The organism is Pseudoalteromonas sp. 78C3, from assembly GCF_002836695.1.
Classification (GTDB): Bacteria; Pseudomonadota; Gammaproteobacteria; order Enterobacterales; family Alteromonadaceae; genus Pseudoalteromonas; species Pseudoalteromonas arctica.
Genome location: NZ_PJAV01000146.1, coordinates 82,904 through 99,942 on the forward strand (window position 1 = coordinate 82,904; position 17,039 = coordinate 99,942).

The window sequence follows — 17,039 nt, forward strand, 5'->3', positions numbered from 1 at the left end:
CATAATAAATTGATATTTTAACCTAATTAACAGATCGTTTACTTTTGTTCCCGCATCGTGATCTTATATCACGAAATAATAAATAAAAATCTAGGGATAATTATGACAACTAGTAAAACTTTTAAAAGATGCGCAATTGCAATTACAGTTAGTACGCTTTTTGCAGCAACATCTGGCATGGCTCAATCAGTTTCAAGTTCAATGGCTGAAACATCTGCTAAACTACAAAGCCAAGGCAGTTTCGAAACTCAGTTCATTATTAAATATAAAAATAATAACGAAATGGCGAGCCTCTCAACTGCAGACGCAAGCCCGTCTAGCATGAAAAAGCGCGCACAAAGCTTTGTTAAAAACTTCGCTTCTAAAAAAGGCAAAGTAAAAGCAAAATACATTCGTGCAATGGCACTTAATAACCATCACGTAATGCGTGCTGATAAAAAATTAAGTACAGCAGAAGCGCAAGAATTTATGCAAGAAATGGTTGATTCAGGCAATGTGGAATACATTGAAGTGGATCAAATGTTAAAGCCGTTTTCAACTCCTAACGACCCTCGCTTTGATGACCAATGGCATTACTACGAGCAAGCCGGTGGTTTAAACTTACCGACGGCATGGGATACCGCAACGGGTAGCGGTGTAGTTGTAGCCGTACTAGATACAGGTTACCGCCCACATGCCGATTTAAATGCTAACATTTTACCGGGTTACGATATGATCTCTAACCTATCGGTAGCTAACGATGGCGGTGGTCGCGATAGCGATGCACGTGATCCTGGTGATGCAGTTGCTGCGAATGAATGTGGTACTAACGGTGCACAAAACTCTAGCTGGCACGGCACGCACGTAGCCGGCACAGTTGCTGCGGTAACCAATAACGGCGAAGGCGTTGCAGGCGTAGCTTATAACGCAAAAGTAGTGCCTGTTCGTGTACTTGGTAAATGTGGTGGTTTAACCTCAGATATTGCAGATGGTATTATTTGGGCATCTGGTGGAAGTGTTTCAGGCATTCCTGCCAACTCAAACCCTGCAGATGTAATAAACATGAGTTTAGGCGGCAGCGGTTCATGTAGCTCTACAACTCAAAATGCAATTAACACAGCACGCAGTAACGGCACTGTGGTAGTTATTGCTGCAGGTAACGATAACGATAACTCGGCAAACTACAACCCAGGTAACTGTAATGGTGTAGTAAACGTAGCATCAGTAGGTCGTAATGGCGGTCGAGCTTATTACTCAAACTACGGTAGCAATATTGATGTTGCAGCACCGGGTGGCGCGCAAAGTTTTGCAAACGACTCTGAAGGTGTTCTATCAACTTACAATTCAGGTTCGTCTACACCTTCAAGCGACAGCTACGGTTATTCGCAAGGTACATCAATGGCTGCGCCTCACGTAGCAGGTGTTGCGGCACTTATTAAGCAAGCAAAACCAGATGCAACGCCTGACGAAATAGAAAGTATTTTAAAATCAACAACCCGTTCGTTCCCTGCTACATGTACTAGCTGTGGTACGGGTATTGTTGATGCAGCCGCAGCTGTTGCAGCAGCAAGTGGCGGCACTACTCCACCTACAGGCGGTGATAGCGAGCTTATTAATGGTGAAGCTAAAACAGGTTTAAGTGGGGCTGCAAATGCACAAGCGTTTTACACTATGACCGTACCAAGCGGTGCAACTAACGTAACATTCACTATGAGTGGTGGTACTGGTGATGCTGATTTATACGTACGTGCGGGCAGTAAACCTACAACTACTACCTATGACTGTCGCCCTTATAAAGGCGGTAATAGCGAAGAGTGTTCTATTGATAACCCTACTGCGGGAACTTACCACGTAATGCTTAACGGCTACTCTGCGTATTCAGCTGTGAGCTTGGTAGGTAATATTACTGGTGGTTCATCGTCTGGTGGCGGTACAGGCACTCCACAAGCTGGCGGAGGCACTATAAGCGATGTGACAGCCAATACTGGTCAGTGGAAACATTACACGTTAGATGTACCTGCAGGAATGAGTACGTTTACAGTAACAACGTCGGGTGGAAGTGGCGATGCAGACTTATTTGTAAAATATGGCAGCCAACCAACAACCACTACGTACGATTGTCGCCCTTATAAAAATGGCAACGCAGAAACATGTACATTTACCAATCCACAAGCAGGTACTTGGCACTTAAGTGTTAACGCCTATAGCACTTTCTCTGGTTTAACACTTAGCGGACAATACCAACCGTAATTTAAAATTTGAGCCGTAAATAAAAAACCGATGTTGTTTCCAACATCGGTTTTTAAATAGTAAGTAGCTGATTAATTAAAGCTAAAACCTACACTTTATTACTGTTATAGCTTCTCTAGTACTGATTCTGCGCGGCTTACAACAAACTCTTTGTCTTGCTCTACAAATAAACCAGTTACTACTGCATTTTCAACAATCATAGCGTAACGCGTTGAACGTAAACCACCAAAACTAGCGGTATCTTTATCAAGCCCTAACGATTTAGTGAAACTTCCATCGCCATCAGCAAGCATTGTAATTTCTTGCGCGTTTTGCGAGTCGCCCCATGCTTTCATAACAAATGCGTCATTAACAGATACACAGTAAATAGCATCCACACCTTTTGCTTTAATTTTATCAGCAAGAGTAATAAATTCAGGTAAATGTGCATTTGAACACGTTGGTGTAAATGCACCTGGCACTGCAAATAACACGACTTTTTTACCTTCAAACAACTCTTTATTTGTAAGAGATTGCATACCGTCGTCAGTTAATTGCGTTAACGTAACCGATGGTAATTCTTGGCCTTGCTCAATCATGGTGGTTCCTTTAAAAGATCAATACAGAATAAGTAACAATCATACTACGTAAACTATTACAGTGTAGGTAAAGTGTAACTAACTTAGTAACCCAGAGTAGTCTAGCAAAGGTTTATAGACCGAGTTTACTACATTTTATGAAAACTATTTTAGCTTCTATAGTTTTCATAAAATTTATTGCTCTGTAGCTAAGGTAAATTCAAATCATTTATAAAACTTGAAAAATCATTACCTAGCTTTTCATCTCGTATACTGTACTCAACAATTGCTTTTAAGTAGCCTAACTTATCTCCACAATCGTGAGAGCGACCACTCATATGAAATGCTTCAACGGTTTCTTGTGCCATTAATGCGTCAATAGAATCTGTAAGTTGTATTTCACCGCCAGCGCCTACAGACGTTTTTGCGAGTAGAGGCCAAATATTCTTACTCAGTACATATCGCCCTACAACAGCAAGATTTGAAGGTGCTAAATCTGCATCAGGTTTTTCAACCATAGCTTTAATTGCAGCACTTTTACCTGGCATTAACTCAACACCGTTTATATCAGCAATACCATATTTACTAACGTCTTCTTTAGCTACTGGCTCAAGCATTATTTGGCTTGCTTGAGTTTCTTTAAAGCGTTTAATCATGGCCGCTAAGTTTTCAGTTTCTTGATCGGCAGTATAAGCATCAAGTATCACATCTGGCAGGAGCACTACAAAGTTATCGTCACCAACTATTGGCTTAGCACACAAAATAGCATGCCCTAGCCCTTTAGCTTCACCTTGGCGTACACTCATAATGGTGACATCAGGCGGACAAATAGAGCGAATCTCATCTAATAAAGCACGTTTAACACGTTTTTCAAGAGTAGCTTCTAGCTCGTAACTTGTATCAAAATGGTTTTCGATTGCATTTTTAGAGCTGTGTGTAACTAATACAATATCTTTAATACCGGCAGATACACATTCGCTGACAATATATTGAATTAGAGGTTTATCAACTATAGGGAGCATTTCTTTTGGAATAGCTTTTGTCATAGGGAGCATTCTCGTCCCTAAGCCTGCTACTGGAATTACAGCTTTCATATCTATCCTTAGTGATTAAGTTTGTAAATAAACTAGCAGATATAAAATAGATACCAGCTGAATAAAGTTACCTCTTTTGAAGAAGTAAATTTGAAGCTGCTTTTAAAGTGAAGACTCTACACTTTGGGAATATAAAATAGATAGGTAAATAGTGAACTTATTAATGATTTTGTTGGGGGTGAGATTACATTAGCTAAATAAAAAAGTCTGAAGTTGTTATTAATAACAACTTCAGACTAATCAATATTTAACAATACCTTACTGAAGGTAGAGTTATAAAACCTTTTTATAATTAAAGACCAGCGCGATCTTTAATCACTGCAATAAGTGGTGAGCTAGCAAAGTTGCCTTCAGCCCAAGCAATATCAGCACCATCTGTTAGAGCACTTTTTGATAAGTTTTTAACTATATACTCACCAGTATCCACTGCATTACTAGCAACAGCATGGCGTAATAAGTTATTACCATTACATTGTACTGCATCATAAATATTACGAATTTTTACACGAGAGCTTTTAAGCTTGCTGCGTAATCGGTTTTTATCGTCTGCCGCAATATATTCACAAATAGATACTGCTAATTGATCTTCAGCATTTGCAGGTGCTGTATACGAAAAAGAACTTACAGCGACAACAGCAGTAAGTGCAACTAGCTTTGGTAATTTAAACATGACAAACCCTTTATAATACTTTGTTCTTATATAGACTATCAAATATTATATCAATCTATCAAAAATTACGCAATAATGTTAATGTTCTTTATACAAAGTTACGAATTTATAACTAGATTTGTTTTTTTCATCAGGGAGGTTTTCTTGCTCTTCTTTCACGTCCCAATTAGCAACTTTATTGTAATCAGGAAACTGTGTATCGCCTTTAATATCTAAATCAATAAAGGTTAAATACAAGCGTTCTGCTTTTGGTAAAAATTGCTCATAAATATTACCGCCACCAATAATCATTACTTCTTCAACAGCACAAACCAGTTCTAGTGCGGCCTCTGGTGTGGTTACCACTTCAATACCCTGTGCAGTATATTCGCTGTTTCGAGTAATAATAATATTACGACGCCCAGGTAAAGGACGGCCTATTGACTCAAAAGTTTTACGACCCATGATCACAGGTTTACCCGTAGTTATTTTTTTAAAATGCTGAAGATCCGCAGGTAAATGCCATGGCATTTTATTATCTAGGCCAATTACACGGTTATTTGCCATTGCTGCAATCATTGAAATTATCATAATAAACACCTAGTACTTTATTCTTAAACAAAGAAAAAGGAGCATAAGCTCCTTTTTAATAAATTCTATTTAATTAACGCTCGTAGACAACTTCTACGTCGTAATCATCTTCATCCCAGTCGTCCCAATCATCATCATTGCCTTTACCTTTAGTGGCTTTTTCATGATAGGTATCCCACTTGAATTCAACTTCTTCATCTTCAACTTGTACAAACTTCTCTTTAGGCATGCTATCAAGTAGTGTCATTATGTTGTGGATTAAAGGTTGAGTATTAAGTTTATTAATTGCTGAAATGTGATAAATATTTTCAGTTTCGCCCAGCTCTTCTGCAATCGCTTCGCATAGCGCTTTTGCTTCATCTTCTGGTAATAAATCTATTTTATTAAACACTAACCAGCGTGGTTTTTCAGCTAATTTAGGACTGTATTGGTGTAGCTCGTTAATAATCGAGAATGCATTATCAACAGGGTTTGAACCATCTACCGGCATTACATCAATAATGTGCAATAACACACGACAACGCTCTAAATGCTTCAAGAAGCGAATACCTAGGCCTGCACCATCAGATGCACCTTCAATTAGACCCGGAATATCGGCTATAACAAATGATTTATTTGCTTCAGGACGTACCACACCTAAATTAGGAATAAGCGTCGTGAATGGGTAATCAGCTACTTTTGGTCTTGCTGCAGATACACTGCGGATAAACGTAGATTTACCTGCATTTGGTAATCCTAGTAAGCCTACATCAGCTAATAATAGTAACTCTAACTTTAAGTTACGTACTTCACCGGGTGTGCCCAATGTTTTTTGACGAGGTGCTCGGTTAGTACTTGATTTAAAACGTGCATTCCCCAAGCCGTGGAAACCACCTTTTGCAACCAAAATTCGTTGACCATCTTGAGTTAAGTCGCCAAGTCCCTCTTGGGTATCAACATCCATGATGCGCGTGCCTACAGGCACCATAACAAATAAGTCATCGGCTTTTCGGCCTGTACAGTTACGGCTACGACCGTTAGTACCACGTTCAGCTCTATGAAAGCGCTCAAACTGATAATCAATTAGGGTATTTAAGTTTTCATCAGCTTGTAGATAAACACTACCACCGTCTCCACCGTCACCGCCGTCTGGTCCACCATCTGGAACATATTTTTCACGACGGAAAGACACGATGCCGCTGCCACCGTCTCCAGCTTCTGCGCGAATTTCTACTTCATCTACAAACTTCATGATTACTCACTTTAGGGATTGGCTTGTTTAATAACTCTATTATATACCCAAGCCAACACAAATGCAGGCTTGGGTATATATTTTGACTGACTACAAAACAAAAAACCCCGCAAAGGCGGGGTTTTTAACTACCTTACTGATTACTCAGTTACGATAGTTACGTATTTACGGTTTAAAGGACCTTTTTGTTCAAACTGAACTTTACCATCTGCTTTTGCGAAGATAGTGTGGTCTTTACCGATACCTACGTTAGTACCAGGGTGGAAACGAGTTCCACGCTGACGAACAATGATGCTACCCGCTAGAACTGATTCGCCACCAAAACGCTTAACACCTAGGCGTTTGCTTTCTGAATCGCGACCGTTACGAGTACTACCAGCTGCTTTTTTATGTGCCATTTCTAAGTACCTCTAATTAAGCGCTAATGCTAGTGATTTTAACTTCAGTGAACCATTGACGATGGCCCATTTGCTTACGAGAATGCTTACGGCGTCTAAATTTAACAACCTTAATCTTCTCACCGCGACCATGTGAAACAACCTCAGCTGTTATCTTGCCACCGTTTACGAACGGTACACCGATCTCGATTTTCTCACCATCAGCAACTAAAAGTACTGAATCAAATTCTACTGCCGCACCAGTTTCAACGTCTAATTTTTCAAGACGAATCGTTTGACCTTCAGTCACACGATGCTGTTTACCACCACTTTGGAAAACCGCGTACATAATTAACTCCGTCTGTGCACCCTCAAATCGGCGCAACTAAAATATTCTTCGATAGGGCGCGAAGTTTACGCTAACGCGAAATAACTAGCAAGCCTATTTTGTAATTAAAATGAATAAAAAGTAGCTGCTTTGAGAGCAATTCAATATTTACCCCATTTTATATTAATTAGCCCTTTTGCCAAGCGCTTTTTAACTCTTAGTCGAAATAAATTAATGTACTCAAATATGACCCTCACAGCTTAATATCTAAGCACACCATAAACTGTATATTGATTATCAATTAATCAGTTATCTTGGCTAATTCAGTCTAAATTAAGTACTTTAATAGTGTTTTTTCAATCAATCGTCACAAAATATCGAGCTAGTGCATTTTTTGTTGTACAATCTGCGCCGTTCACACATAAAAATTGGCTCGGAGATCAATGGATATAAAAGCTATCCAGGCGTTAATCGAAAGCGATATGAATGACGTCAATCAACTTATACATGCGCAAATGCGCTCAGATGTGGCGTTAGTTAATCAGCTTGGTTTATATATAGTTAGCAGTGGCGGCAAACGCGTTCGTCCAATGCTGGCGATTTTAGCAGCCAAAGCGCTCGGTTATCAGGGTAAAGATCACATAACACTTGCAACAATTGTTGAGTTTATTCATACAGCAACGCTATTGCATGATGATGTTGTAGATGAATCAAACTTACGACGTGGCACACCAACAGCAAATGCTGAATTTGGTAATGCTGCTAGCGTATTGGTTGGTGACTTTATTTACACTCGTTCATTTCAGCTTATGGTTGGCCTTGGAAAAATGCAGGTTATGCAAGTACTTGCCGATGCAACAAATATTATTGCTGAAGGTGAAGTATTGCAGCTAATGAACTGCAACGACCCAGATACAACCGAAGCCAGTTATATGCAGGTTATTTACTCTAAAACGGCTAAACTGTTTGAAGCAGCGACAGGCCTTGCTGCCATTATTACTGAGCAAGACCAAACTACTCTCGATGCACTAAACCTATATGGTATGCATTTAGGTACTGCGTTTCAGTTAGTAGATGATGTACTCGATTACAATGCAGATGCTGAGCAGTTGGGTAAAAACATTGGTGATGATTTAGCTGAAGGCAAACCAACGCTTCCACTTATTTATGCTATGCAACATGGTAGCGAGCAGCAAACGCAGCTTATTCGTAATGCAATAGAGCACAGTAATGGTATGGAGCATTTAGAAGAAATTCTATCGGCACTAAAGCAAACTAATGCGCTTGAATTTACAATGCAAAAAGCAGAGCTTGAAGCTGACAAAGCTATTGCGTGTTTAGACTTTTTAGCTGAGTCTGACTATAAGCAAGCACTCATAAGCCTTGCTCGTATTGCGGTTGACCGCGACCACTAGTTTTAACTAGCTACACAGTGTGAAATTAATTCTGAGCAATAAAAAAGCCTGCAAATGCAGGCTTTTTTGTTATTCTACTTTGGCTATTACGCCATGAAATCAACACCTTCTTTGATGTCTTTTTTCAGTGTTTCAAGCATGTCATTTTTTGCTTTTGTTTCAAATGCGCTTAGTTCGCCGTAAGAAAGAATTTCTTCTACGCCGTTTTTACCTAAACGTACTGGATGTGCAAAGTACTCTGCATCGCCATTTTCAACAGCAACGTAAGCGTAATCTACAACTTCCTCACCTTGTAGGCCTTTAACTAAAGACATACAAAAACGAGCTGCAGCAGCACCCATAGATAGCGTAGCTGAACCACCGCCTGCTTTAGCATTTACAACTTCAGTACCCGCATTTTGGATACGTGGAGTAAGTGCAGCAACTTCTTCATCAGTGAAAGAAACACCTTCAACTTGAGAAAGTAGAGGAAGAATAGTTGTGCCTGAGTGACCACCAATTACTGGTACTTTCACAGTTGCTACGTCTACGCCTTTAAGTTCAGCAACAAATGCTTCTGAACGAATAACGTCAAGCGTAGTAATACCGAATACGCGTTTAGCGTCGTAAGTACCTGCTTTTTTGAATACTTCAGCAACGATTGGAACTGTGCCATTTACTGGGTTAGTAATAATACCTACTAACGCTTTAGGACAGCTAGCAACAATGCCTTCTGCTAAAGTTTTGATGATACCAGCATTTACATTAAATAAATCAGCACGATCCATACCTGGTTTACGTGGCATACCCGCTGGGATAAGAACGATGTCAGAGCCTTCAAGCGCTTTGTTTAATTCGTCTGCGCCAAAGCCTGCTACTTTAACATCTGTTGGGATGTGAGAAAGGTCAACCGCAACACCTGGTACTACTGGTGCAACATCATAAAGTGATAATTCAGAGCCAGCTGGTAAGCCTGTTTTTAATAATAAAGACAACGCTTGGCCGATACCGCCTGCAGCACCTAATACAGCAACTTTCATTGGAATTCTCCGTAATTTGAGGTAGGAAACATTTGTGGCTCTTAAGATAATGAAATTAGCGACTAAAAACAAATTTATCCTGTCTATTTCAAGTATATTTTCGACCATAGTCGTAAACTTTTGTGATTTAACGCATCAAACTGGCAAGTTAACTAAACAACTGCTGCATAATTATTCATTTTTGTGTAGAATTTGCGGCATAAATAACAAAAACGAATAAAGACTATGCAACCACAAGATAAACAAGAAGCACTGGTAAAAGCATTTAAATCACTATTAAAAGAAGAAAATTTTGGCTCTCAAGGCGAAATAGTTGATGCATTAAAAGATCAAGGCTTTGACAATATAAGCCAAAGTAAAGTATCGCGCATGCTAAGTAAATTTGGTGCTGTACGCACACGTAACGCCAAACAAGAAATGGTTTACTGCTTACCAGCTGAAATGGGTGTACCTACGGCTAAAAGCCCATTACGCCAATTAGTAATCGACATTATGCACAACGAAATGATGATCATCATTCGTACCAGCCCAGGTGCTGCTCAGCTTATTGCTCGTTTATTAGATTCATTAGGTAAAGCAGATGGCGTACTAGGAACAATTGCAGGCGACGATACTATTTTTATCGCTCCTGCTAAAATATCTGAAATAGATGTAACACTTGAACGTGTTCGCATTTTATTTGATACGGTTTAATAGCAAACTAAATTTGTTTTAAAAACCCGACTGAAGGCGCAAAGAAAGCAGAACCCATATCGGCTTGAGTAAAATCAAGCCAGTGGTCGTAACAATCCCCTTCCCCTAAACGACTATTAAGTACTTTTTCAAATGCAGTGCCCGTACAAGCGCATGTAATTGATAACATTCCCTGCTCATACACATCGCCATAAGGCATGCTCTGATTTAATAATAGCGGTTGGCCTTCTTCGTCTTTTAGCTCGCTACGTGAAGCATGGCTGGTTTCAATCGCTGGGGTAATTAGCGTGTTATCAAGGCGCGTACGCCCCATTATTTGTTCTTGCTCGCTCAATGATAAGTGCTGCCACATAGTTAAGTCATGCTTATAACGCTGTACATGAATATAACTCCCCTGATCTTCAAAATTGCCAGGGTTACTAATTAAAGCCGTAGCGCGCTTTTTTCTTCCATGAGCGGTATCGCCACCATAAATAAAACCATTAAAATCACGACCATCTAAAAAGCGAAAATTACGAATTTGCTCCACCAGCTCAACATCGGGAGCAAATAGTTTTAAAATTTGCAGCGCAAATAAATGGTTAACGTCTTCACGGTCAGAGCGAATTTGCACAAATAAATCGCACGGTTGTACGCTCATTTGATGATCGCTATGGTTTATATTAGGAAAGCTCTGTAGTTCGCTTGGGATGTATTCAGGGAGGATATGCGGCCAATATTGCGCACCAATAGCAACCATACAAGAAAGCATTGATTCTGAAAATTGATCGCTAAACTCTTCTTCAATAGCGCTTACTTGTTTTAACTTTGCGCGAAGTGATTCATCTTGACCATCAAACACATTAAAAAATAAGTGCAAACCGTGTAAGTTTGCTTCAGCACAAATCCCTGATTGCGCTTGCGCCATTGTTATTCCTTAGTTTTATAGATAAAAACACAGCGAATAACAAATTAATTACGATTCGAAAAAATTCACCGTGTGAGGTTTTATTTTTATTATAACCTGCTCATTATTTTCAAATGACTGGCCATATTGTGCAGCAACTTCAATTTCTTGTTCATCAATAACAAGTGAATAAACATACGCCGAACCAATAAAGCGACGACTTATGATTGTAGCTCGCTTGCTGAGTTTGTCACTTTGGTTATCTGCCACTAATTCTATTTGATGAGGACGTACATATATAAGCCCTACGCTTACGTCATGCTTACTCTCAATATAAGATTCGACTAAACCAAATGGCGTTTTGTATTCAGTTGCTGTTAATACTTCTGCGCTCAAGTATATGCCTTGACCCAGAAACTCTGCAACCTCCTTTGAACATGGAGCTGCAAAAAGCTGCTCAGGCGTGCCTTGTTGCTCAATTTTACCGCGATGCATAATGGCAAGTGTATCTGAAAAGGCAAACGCCTCTTCTTTTGAATGTGTAACAAACACAGCAGATACTTGGGTTGCCTTAATAATTCGACGTATATCGGCTATTAATTCAAAGCGTACTTGTGTGTCGATATTTGAAAAGGGCTCATCAAGTAGCAATAAACTAGGCTTATAAGCTAATGCACGAGCAATAGCTACACGCTGCTGTTGACCACCCGATAACTGATGCGGGAACCTGTCAGCACAGCCAATTAAATGTACCAGCTTAAGCATTTCATCAACGCGTTGCTGCTTTTGAGCTTTACTCATTTTACTAAGCCCAAATGCGATATTATTTGCCACCGTTAAATGCGGAAACAATGCATAATCTTGAAACATCATGCCGATGTTACGGTGCTCAGGCGAGACAAACGATTGCTCATCACTCACTAATTTACCGTCTATAAAAATAGACCCTTGCTTAGCTTCAATTAAACCTGCAATCGCTTTTAACGTGGTCGTTTTGCCGCACCCACTCGCTCCGAGTAGGCAAACAATTTCATCTTTACCCACCGTTAAATCTAAATCGTGAATAACCTTTGTGCCGTTATAGTGATAGCTCACTCCTTGTAAAATTAAACTACTCATTTAACTACGCTGCTCCATAGAACGATTAATAAAATACAAAGGAATAAACCCAACAATAACAATAAATAATGCCGATATTGAAGCAAGCTCTAACTGCTCGTCGCTCACATACTGAAATACATGAGTAGCTAAGCTTTCAAAATTAAACGGTCTGAGCAATAGCGCAGCTGGCAGTTCTTTCATGCACTCAATAAATACCAATAACGCAGCAGTAAGCAATCCTCTTCGCAGTAAAGGTAGGTGCACTAAACGCAGTGTTTGTCCTTGGCTTTTACCCATTGATTGGCTTGCCATATCAAGTGATGGGCTAATACGTAAAAAACTCGACTCAATTGCTCCGTGTGCAATGGCGTAAAACCTAACAATATAAGCAATAATAATAGTAAGAATACTACCTGTAAGCAGCAAGCCAATATCTAAATTATACGGCTCGAGCGCTGTGTTAATGGTGTTCTCTAATAACGTAAGCGGTAATAAAACCGCAATAGCGAGTACTGTGCCAGGCAGCGCATAGCCTGTGCTTGCTAAACGTCCGGGAATAAGCGGATACGTTTGCTTTGCCACACGCTGATAAAAAACCACAAAAACACTCAACGTAATCGTTATTAGGCTCACGACCCCTGCCACTTTTAAACTTTGCCAAGCGTAACTAAAAAACTCTACATCCCATGCTTTATCAAAGTAGGTAATGGCGTAATTTATAAGTACTGCAATAGGAATTACAAACGCGATAAGTAAAATAAAGCTGCAAAATGCCGTTGCTAGCCAAGCTGACTTTCCTTTTAATACATAGAGAGATTCGCTATTTACGCTTGATTGGCGCTCAAATACCGCTTGGTTACGACGACTAAAGCGCTCTGCCATTAATGCTAAAAATAACAGTAATAACATCACACCCGATATTTTAGCTGCCGCTGTAAGTGAGTAATAACCAAACCACGTATCGTATACGGCAGTCGTTAATGTACTTACGGCAAAATAACTCACTGTTGCAAAGTCAGCCATGGTTTCCATACTAATAAGTGCAAGAGCCGCCACAATAGCCCCACGAGAGAGCACTAAGCTTACTTTAAAAAAGCTTTGCCAAGGAGATAACCCCATTAACTGGCTAGCTTGTACTAATTTGAATGACTGTTCGCGAAGGGCTGTTTTAAAAATTAAAAATAAATACGGGTAAAGTACCAAGGCAATCATAACGATGGCGCCGGGTAATGTACGTATATCAAAAAACCAATAGTCATTAGGCGATTGCCAGCCAAACCATTCTCTCAGTGCTATTTGCACCGGACCCGCATAATCTAATAAATCAGTGTATACATAGGCAATAATATAGGTGGGCATAGCAAGGGGCAGCATAAGTGCCCATTCAAACTGTTTTTTACCCGGGAAACTACAGTAAGCCGTTAGCCATCCAAGTGGCAAAGCTATGGCGCAGCTAAGGACGCAAACACCTAAAACAAGCAATACGGTATTGGTTATGTAATCCCAAAGCACGGTATCCCACAGGTGAGAAAACACCTCAGAGCTACCTTGTAGAGATTCAAAAAGAAGAAAAAACAACGGGGCCGATAGAATTAAGCCAGTCGACCACGCAAAGAGCTGCCATTTAGACAGCTTAAATTTATTAGTCATTAAAGATCGAACTTCACCTCATCAATTAGCTTAAGCGCTAACGGACGATATTTACTAATCTCATCAAGTGGCAAGCTGTCTTCTTTAAAACTCCCCCAAGAGGCAACCAAACTTGATAGTTCAACACCCGACTTAACTGGATACTCCATATTCAATGAGGCATACATGTTTTGTGCTTTGCTGTCGGTCATATATTCTATGAGCTTTAATGCATTTTCAGGGTTTTTAGCATATTTGGTAATAACCGCACCCGAAACATTTATGTGTGAGCCACGATTAGTTTGATTCGGAAAGTTAATATTTACGGCCTCTGCCCAACCTTTTTGCTCTTTATCTTCTAGCATTTTACCAAGGTAGTAACTATTACCTAATGCCAAGTTACATAAACCTTCTTTAACGGCTTTAACTTGAGCACGATCGTTACCTTGAGGTTTACGTGCTAAATTAGCCTTAACACCTTCAAGCCACTCTTTGGTTTGCGCTTCACCATGGTGTGCAATCATAGAAGCCACTAAACCTAAGTTATATGGATGTTTGCCAGAGCGCGTACAAATTTGTCCTTTGTATTTAGGATCTGCTAAATCTTCATAAGTGAGCTTAGGTAACGCACCAATTCGCTCTTTTGATGAATACACATTACGAACTCGCTTAGTAAGCGCGACCCATTGGCCATCACCGTCACGAAAAGCTGCAGGCACGTTATTATTTACACTGTCACTTTTTATAGTTTGTGTTAATTTTAAATCTTCTAATTGAATAAGCGCACTAAAATTAGAGGTTAATACTAAATCGGCTTTACTATGTTTACCTTCACGTTTAACACGCTCAATTAACCCTTTTTTAGCAAAAACAACATTGGTTTTTATTCCCGTTTGTTTTGTAAAATCTTCTAAAATTGGCTGAATCAAAAACGGCTGACGAAAAGAATAGATATTAACAACGTCACTTGCAAAGGCTGGTGCCGATGCTGCTAATCCTAAAACAAGTGTAAATACTGTCTTCATTATTTCACCTAAATAATTGTTATTATCATCGAATTCTACCGCGCTCATTCAAAAAGTGCACACTTTAAATAAATGTAAATATGTAAATAACGCCCAAAAAGGAAATGCAGTGTAAGAGATGTCTCACGGATGTGACAGCTAATGAGTAAAAATCAAGATAAAAAACACACAAAAACAACCTAACAACATGTATTAATTGAACTTTTACATTATTACTATTGCATAAATACTAATTGAACGTAGTTTTATCCCTATTTTAGTTGCTCTATTGCACTATAATTTACGCATCAACCAAGCAATGACGCTTATTGAGTAAAAGGAAATGGACTGCTTACTCAACCAACCAATGATTAGGTTACCAGGACAACACGGATTTTAGGACAGGCTCAGGATGAGTATCACAACGCAATGTTGTAAAAAGGACAGCGTCAGGAAGATGCGAAAAGGATAACAACACGGCTAAGTTGTTTAACAGGATGTTTAAGGAATAAATGGACAGGCCTTTTAAGGCAACACAAGGGATTGGTTAAAATAGGGATACACTAGGAAGTGTAATTAAGGATTTGGTAATAGTATTTACCCTACAGGATGTTTAGGAATTTAAGGATACAGGCCCGGATGGTCTACATTACATAGAACTAAAAAGTAATATAGTAATAAACATGGATTAGTAAAAATTGGAGTTGATTAAGTTCAATTGCAGGATGCAGAAAATTAGAAGATTCCGCAAGCGCGCCTAGAGATAGAGCGCGCTTTTCTTTGCCTAAAATTTGGGTTTAGTAAAGCTCTAAGCAACTACCACTAACTTTTGCAGGGTAATACTGCATCCCAGTTAATCAATATTAATACCTTCAAATACTTTATTAATATTTTAAATTTCGCTAAGTTTTTCATTAATTGCGCCGATAACTAAGTAACGCAAGGATCATAAATACTCAATGGATATGAATTTTAAAATGCCGCAAAGCAATACCTTTTTATGTAAAGTATCAGACGCAAGTACAGCAAAACCAATTGGTGTTTTTAGTGCCCAAACTCCCAACAAAAATCCGTATAAAGCTTTATTTAGCCCCAAAGGTTATAACTTTTTAAATATGCCAATGAGTGAGTTTAAAAACATACTTAACGTAATTATCCAGTTAGAAAGCGATATTTCTATTAGTAAATGGGGTGAGGGTTCTCGACCTGATGAATTTAGTTATCAGCTTAATAGAATAGCAAGCGCTATTGCGACTACTCACTTTAAGGGAAAAACCGATATTAGCTGTTACTTTTTAAAGCGAGTCGAAGAGGCTAAGGATATGATTGGTGAGGACTGCACCTCGTTTATTCAGGCTCACAATAGCGTAAGCCAATTATATAATACGGTTTTACAATTAACATCTGAAGAAGGCTTCAGAGCAATTCAAAATAAAGCACTTGCTCACTTAAAAGAGCAGCAAGCTTTCGCTTAACTACGTAAAACTATTCTTCTAGCGGTCGGCCTTTATTGCGCTTACCAAGCAAATACGCATCACGAAACTTAATAAAATGCTGTTCTAATTTAGAAGATGCATCCATTTCTCCCGCAAGCGCTAGCACCATAATAGCCACTTCAGCAGTGCCTAGTTGATGCGCATGAGGGGCAACACGTAATCGGTAATCAGATAGTTTATCAGCAGTAACAGAAAGTACAGGCAAGTTATCTAAGTATGGGCTTTTGCGAATCATTTTTTTAGCTTCACGCCAGGTACCATCTAAAAATATAAATAGCGGTTTTTTACCCTCTTCAATACTTATTTCGGTAATGGCCCTGCCCTCTTCTACATCTTCAGCAGGGAATACTACCATTGGCTGATATTGTGAATCGCTTATCAAAGCTAAAAGAGCGGGGTTAGGGTCTGTTCTATCCCATCTAAATGCGTGGTTATCTGGCACTATTTCAGCAATTAAGCGCCCAGTATTAGAAGGTTTAAAGCTTTCATTGTGATACATTAATAAGCACACAGCTGCTTTACAATCTGCATGCTCAACACCTTTACAAATACAGTAGTGCTTAGCTATTAAGCATTGCTCACAGCGATCTAATTTACCGCCTCGAGCATTAAACTCTCGACGGGATTCACTTATTTGTTGAGCGCGTAATGCTAAAACTGAGTTTTTCACTGTATTTACCTTCAATTAATTAAGCGCGCATTGTAACGACTTATCGCAATTTAATCTTATATTTATAGTC

17 protein-coding genes are annotated in these 17,039 nt (G+C 39.3%); 4 read left to right on the top strand and 13 right to left on the bottom strand.

Annotated features, from left to right (window positions below; translation table 11 throughout):
* Positions 1–102: 102 nt before the first annotated feature.
* On the top strand, positions 103–2,229 hold the full coding sequence (locus CXF76_RS11335; RefSeq protein ID WP_024590640.1) for a S8 family peptidase: 2,127 nt from the start codon (positions 103–105) through the stop codon (positions 2,227–2,229).
* A 104-nt stretch (positions 2,230–2,333) separates the two neighbouring features.
* Here CXF76_RS11335 and CXF76_RS11340 read toward each other — a convergent pair whose 3' ends face one another.
* The 7 genes from CXF76_RS11340 to rplU all read right to left on the bottom strand — a co-directional run bounded on the left by CXF76_RS11340 (position 2,334) and on the right by rplU (position 7,077).
* Positions 2,334–2,807 (bottom strand): peroxiredoxin, encoded by a 474-nt coding sequence (locus CXF76_RS11340; RefSeq protein WP_007586078.1) that lies wholly within the window; start codon positions 2,805–2,807, stop codon positions 2,334–2,336.
* A 188-nt stretch (positions 2,808–2,995) separates the two neighbouring features.
* Positions 2,996–3,880 carry a UTP--glucose-1-phosphate uridylyltransferase GalU gene (gene galU, locus CXF76_RS11345; RefSeq protein WP_024590639.1) on the bottom strand — a complete coding sequence of 295 codons (885 nt, stop codon included), beginning with the start codon at positions 3,878–3,880 and terminating at the stop codon, positions 2,996–2,998.
* 292 nt (positions 3,881–4,172) lie between these two features.
* Positions 4,173–4,550: a DUF3718 domain-containing protein gene (locus CXF76_RS11350; RefSeq protein WP_007586082.1), complete on the bottom strand. Its 378-nt coding sequence runs from the start codon at positions 4,548–4,550 to the stop codon at positions 4,173–4,175.
* A 78-nt stretch (positions 4,551–4,628) separates the two neighbouring features.
* The gene (gene folA, locus CXF76_RS11355; RefSeq protein ID WP_024590638.1) at positions 4,629–5,120 is read right to left on the bottom strand and encodes a type 3 dihydrofolate reductase; all 492 of its coding nucleotides are present in this window, start codon (positions 5,118–5,120) and stop codon (positions 4,629–4,631) included.
* 73 nt (positions 5,121–5,193) lie between these two features.
* The gene (gene cgtA / locus CXF76_RS11360; protein ID WP_007586086.1) at positions 5,194–6,351 is read right to left on the bottom strand and encodes an Obg family GTPase CgtA; all 1,158 of its coding nucleotides are present in this window, start codon (positions 6,349–6,351) and stop codon (positions 5,194–5,196) included.
* Positions 6,352–6,491: 140 nt separating this feature from the next.
* Positions 6,492–6,749, bottom strand: a complete 258-nt coding sequence (gene rpmA, locus CXF76_RS11365; protein ID WP_002957747.1) for a 50S ribosomal protein L27 — start codon at positions 6,747–6,749, stop codon at positions 6,492–6,494.
* Between the two features lie 16 nt (positions 6,750–6,765).
* A complete protein-coding gene (gene rplU, locus CXF76_RS11370; RefSeq protein WP_002957748.1) occupies positions 6,766–7,077 on the bottom strand; it encodes a 50S ribosomal protein L21 in 312 nt (103 codons plus the stop codon).
* A gap of 422 nt (positions 7,078–7,499) precedes the next feature.
* On the opposite strand from rplU, the gene ispB reads away from it, so the two are divergent.
* Positions 7,500–8,471 (top strand): octaprenyl diphosphate synthase, encoded by a 972-nt coding sequence (ispB, locus tag CXF76_RS11375; RefSeq protein ID WP_101163697.1) that lies wholly within the window; start codon positions 7,500–7,502, stop codon positions 8,469–8,471.
* A gap of 86 nt (positions 8,472–8,557) precedes the next feature.
* Here ispB and mdh read toward each other — a convergent pair whose 3' ends face one another.
* On the bottom strand, positions 8,558–9,490 hold the full coding sequence (mdh, locus tag CXF76_RS11380) for a malate dehydrogenase (protein WP_007586102.1): 933 nt from the start codon (positions 9,488–9,490) through the stop codon (positions 8,558–8,560).
* Positions 9,491–9,715: 225 nt separating this feature from the next.
* Here mdh and argR point away from each other — a divergent pair, with 225 nt between their 5' ends.
* Positions 9,716–10,183, top strand: a complete 468-nt coding sequence (gene argR / locus CXF76_RS11390; protein ID WP_002957753.1) for a transcriptional regulator ArgR — start codon at positions 9,716–9,718, stop codon at positions 10,181–10,183.
* Positions 10,184–10,190: 7 nt separating this feature from the next.
* Here the strand turns inward: argR and CXF76_RS11395 are convergent, their stop codons facing one another.
* Genes CXF76_RS11395 through CXF76_RS11410 form a run of 4 tightly spaced genes read right to left on the bottom strand, consistent with a single transcriptional unit; the run spans position 10,191 to position 14,824 of the window.
* On the bottom strand, positions 10,191–11,090 hold the full coding sequence (locus CXF76_RS11395; RefSeq protein WP_101163698.1) for a Dyp-type peroxidase: 900 nt from the start codon (positions 11,088–11,090) through the stop codon (positions 10,191–10,193).
* A 48-nt stretch (positions 11,091–11,138) separates the two neighbouring features.
* Entirely contained in the window at positions 11,139–12,188 is a 1,050-nt protein-coding gene (locus tag CXF76_RS11400) for an ABC transporter ATP-binding protein (RefSeq protein ID WP_101163699.1), read from the bottom strand.
* The gene (locus CXF76_RS11405; RefSeq protein ID WP_101163700.1) at positions 12,189–13,820 is read right to left on the bottom strand and encodes an ABC transporter permease; all 1,632 of its coding nucleotides are present in this window, start codon (positions 13,818–13,820) and stop codon (positions 12,189–12,191) included.
* Positions 13,820–14,824: a Fe(3+) ABC transporter substrate-binding protein gene (locus CXF76_RS11410; protein WP_024590632.1), complete on the bottom strand. Its 1,005-nt coding sequence runs from the start codon at positions 14,822–14,824 to the stop codon at positions 13,820–13,822. Before CXF76_RS11410 ends, CXF76_RS11405 begins: the two co-directional genes overlap by 1 nt.
* Before the next feature lie 938 nt (positions 14,825–15,762).
* Between CXF76_RS11410 and CXF76_RS11415 the strand changes: the two genes are divergently transcribed.
* Entirely contained in the window at positions 15,763–16,278 is a 516-nt protein-coding gene (locus CXF76_RS11415) for a hypothetical protein (protein WP_101163701.1), read from the top strand.
* 10 nt (positions 16,279–16,288) lie between these two features.
* On the opposite strand, the gene CXF76_RS11420 is transcribed toward CXF76_RS11415, so the two are convergent.
* Positions 16,289–16,969, bottom strand: a complete 681-nt coding sequence (locus tag CXF76_RS11420) for a tRNA-uridine aminocarboxypropyltransferase (protein ID WP_024590630.1) — start codon at positions 16,967–16,969, stop codon at positions 16,289–16,291.
* Between the last annotated feature and the right edge of the window lie 70 nt (positions 16,970–17,039).

Bases quoted from the DNA above. Each gene is read 5' to 3' on its own strand.
- CXF76_RS11335 (WP_024590640.1), top strand. From the start codon at position 103: ATGACAACTAGTAAAACTTTTAAAAGATGCGCAATTGCAATTACAGTT.
- CXF76_RS11340 (WP_007586078.1), bottom strand. From the start codon at position 2,807: ATGATTGAGCAAGGCCAAGAATTACCATCGGTTACGTTAACGCAATTA.
- galU (WP_024590639.1), bottom strand. From the start codon at position 3,880: ATGAAAGCTGTAATTCCAGTAGCAGGCTTAGGGACGAGAATGCTCCCT.
- CXF76_RS11350 (WP_007586082.1), bottom strand. From the start codon at position 4,550: ATGTTTAAATTACCAAAGCTAGTTGCACTTACTGCTGTTGTCGCTGTA.
- folA (WP_024590638.1), bottom strand. From the start codon at position 5,120: ATGATAATTTCAATGATTGCAGCAATGGCAAATAACCGTGTAATTGGC.
- cgtA (WP_007586086.1), bottom strand. From the start codon at position 6,351: ATGAAGTTTGTAGATGAAGTAGAAATTCGCGCAGAAGCTGGAGACGGT.
- rpmA (WP_002957747.1), bottom strand. From the start codon at position 6,749: ATGGCACATAAAAAAGCAGCTGGTAGTACTCGTAACGGTCGCGATTCA.
- rplU (WP_002957748.1), bottom strand. From the start codon at position 7,077: ATGTACGCGGTTTTCCAAAGTGGTGGTAAACAGCATCGTGTGACTGAA.
- ispB (WP_101163697.1), top strand. From the start codon at position 7,500: ATGGATATAAAAGCTATCCAGGCGTTAATCGAAAGCGATATGAATGAC.
- mdh (WP_007586102.1), bottom strand. From the start codon at position 9,490: ATGAAAGTTGCTGTATTAGGTGCTGCAGGCGGTATCGGCCAAGCGTTG.
- argR (WP_002957753.1), top strand. From the start codon at position 9,716: ATGCAACCACAAGATAAACAAGAAGCACTGGTAAAAGCATTTAAATCA.
- CXF76_RS11395 (WP_101163698.1), bottom strand. From the start codon at position 11,090: ATGGCGCAAGCGCAATCAGGGATTTGTGCTGAAGCAAACTTACACGGT.
- CXF76_RS11400 (WP_101163699.1), bottom strand. From the start codon at position 12,188: ATGAGTAGTTTAATTTTACAAGGAGTGAGCTATCACTATAACGGCACA.
- CXF76_RS11405 (WP_101163700.1), bottom strand. From the start codon at position 13,820: ATGACTAATAAATTTAAGCTGTCTAAATGGCAGCTCTTTGCGTGGTCG.
- CXF76_RS11410 (WP_024590632.1), bottom strand. From the start codon at position 14,824: ATGAAGACAGTATTTACACTTGTTTTAGGATTAGCAGCATCGGCACCA.
- CXF76_RS11415 (WP_101163701.1), top strand. From the start codon at position 15,763: ATGGATATGAATTTTAAAATGCCGCAAAGCAATACCTTTTTATGTAAA.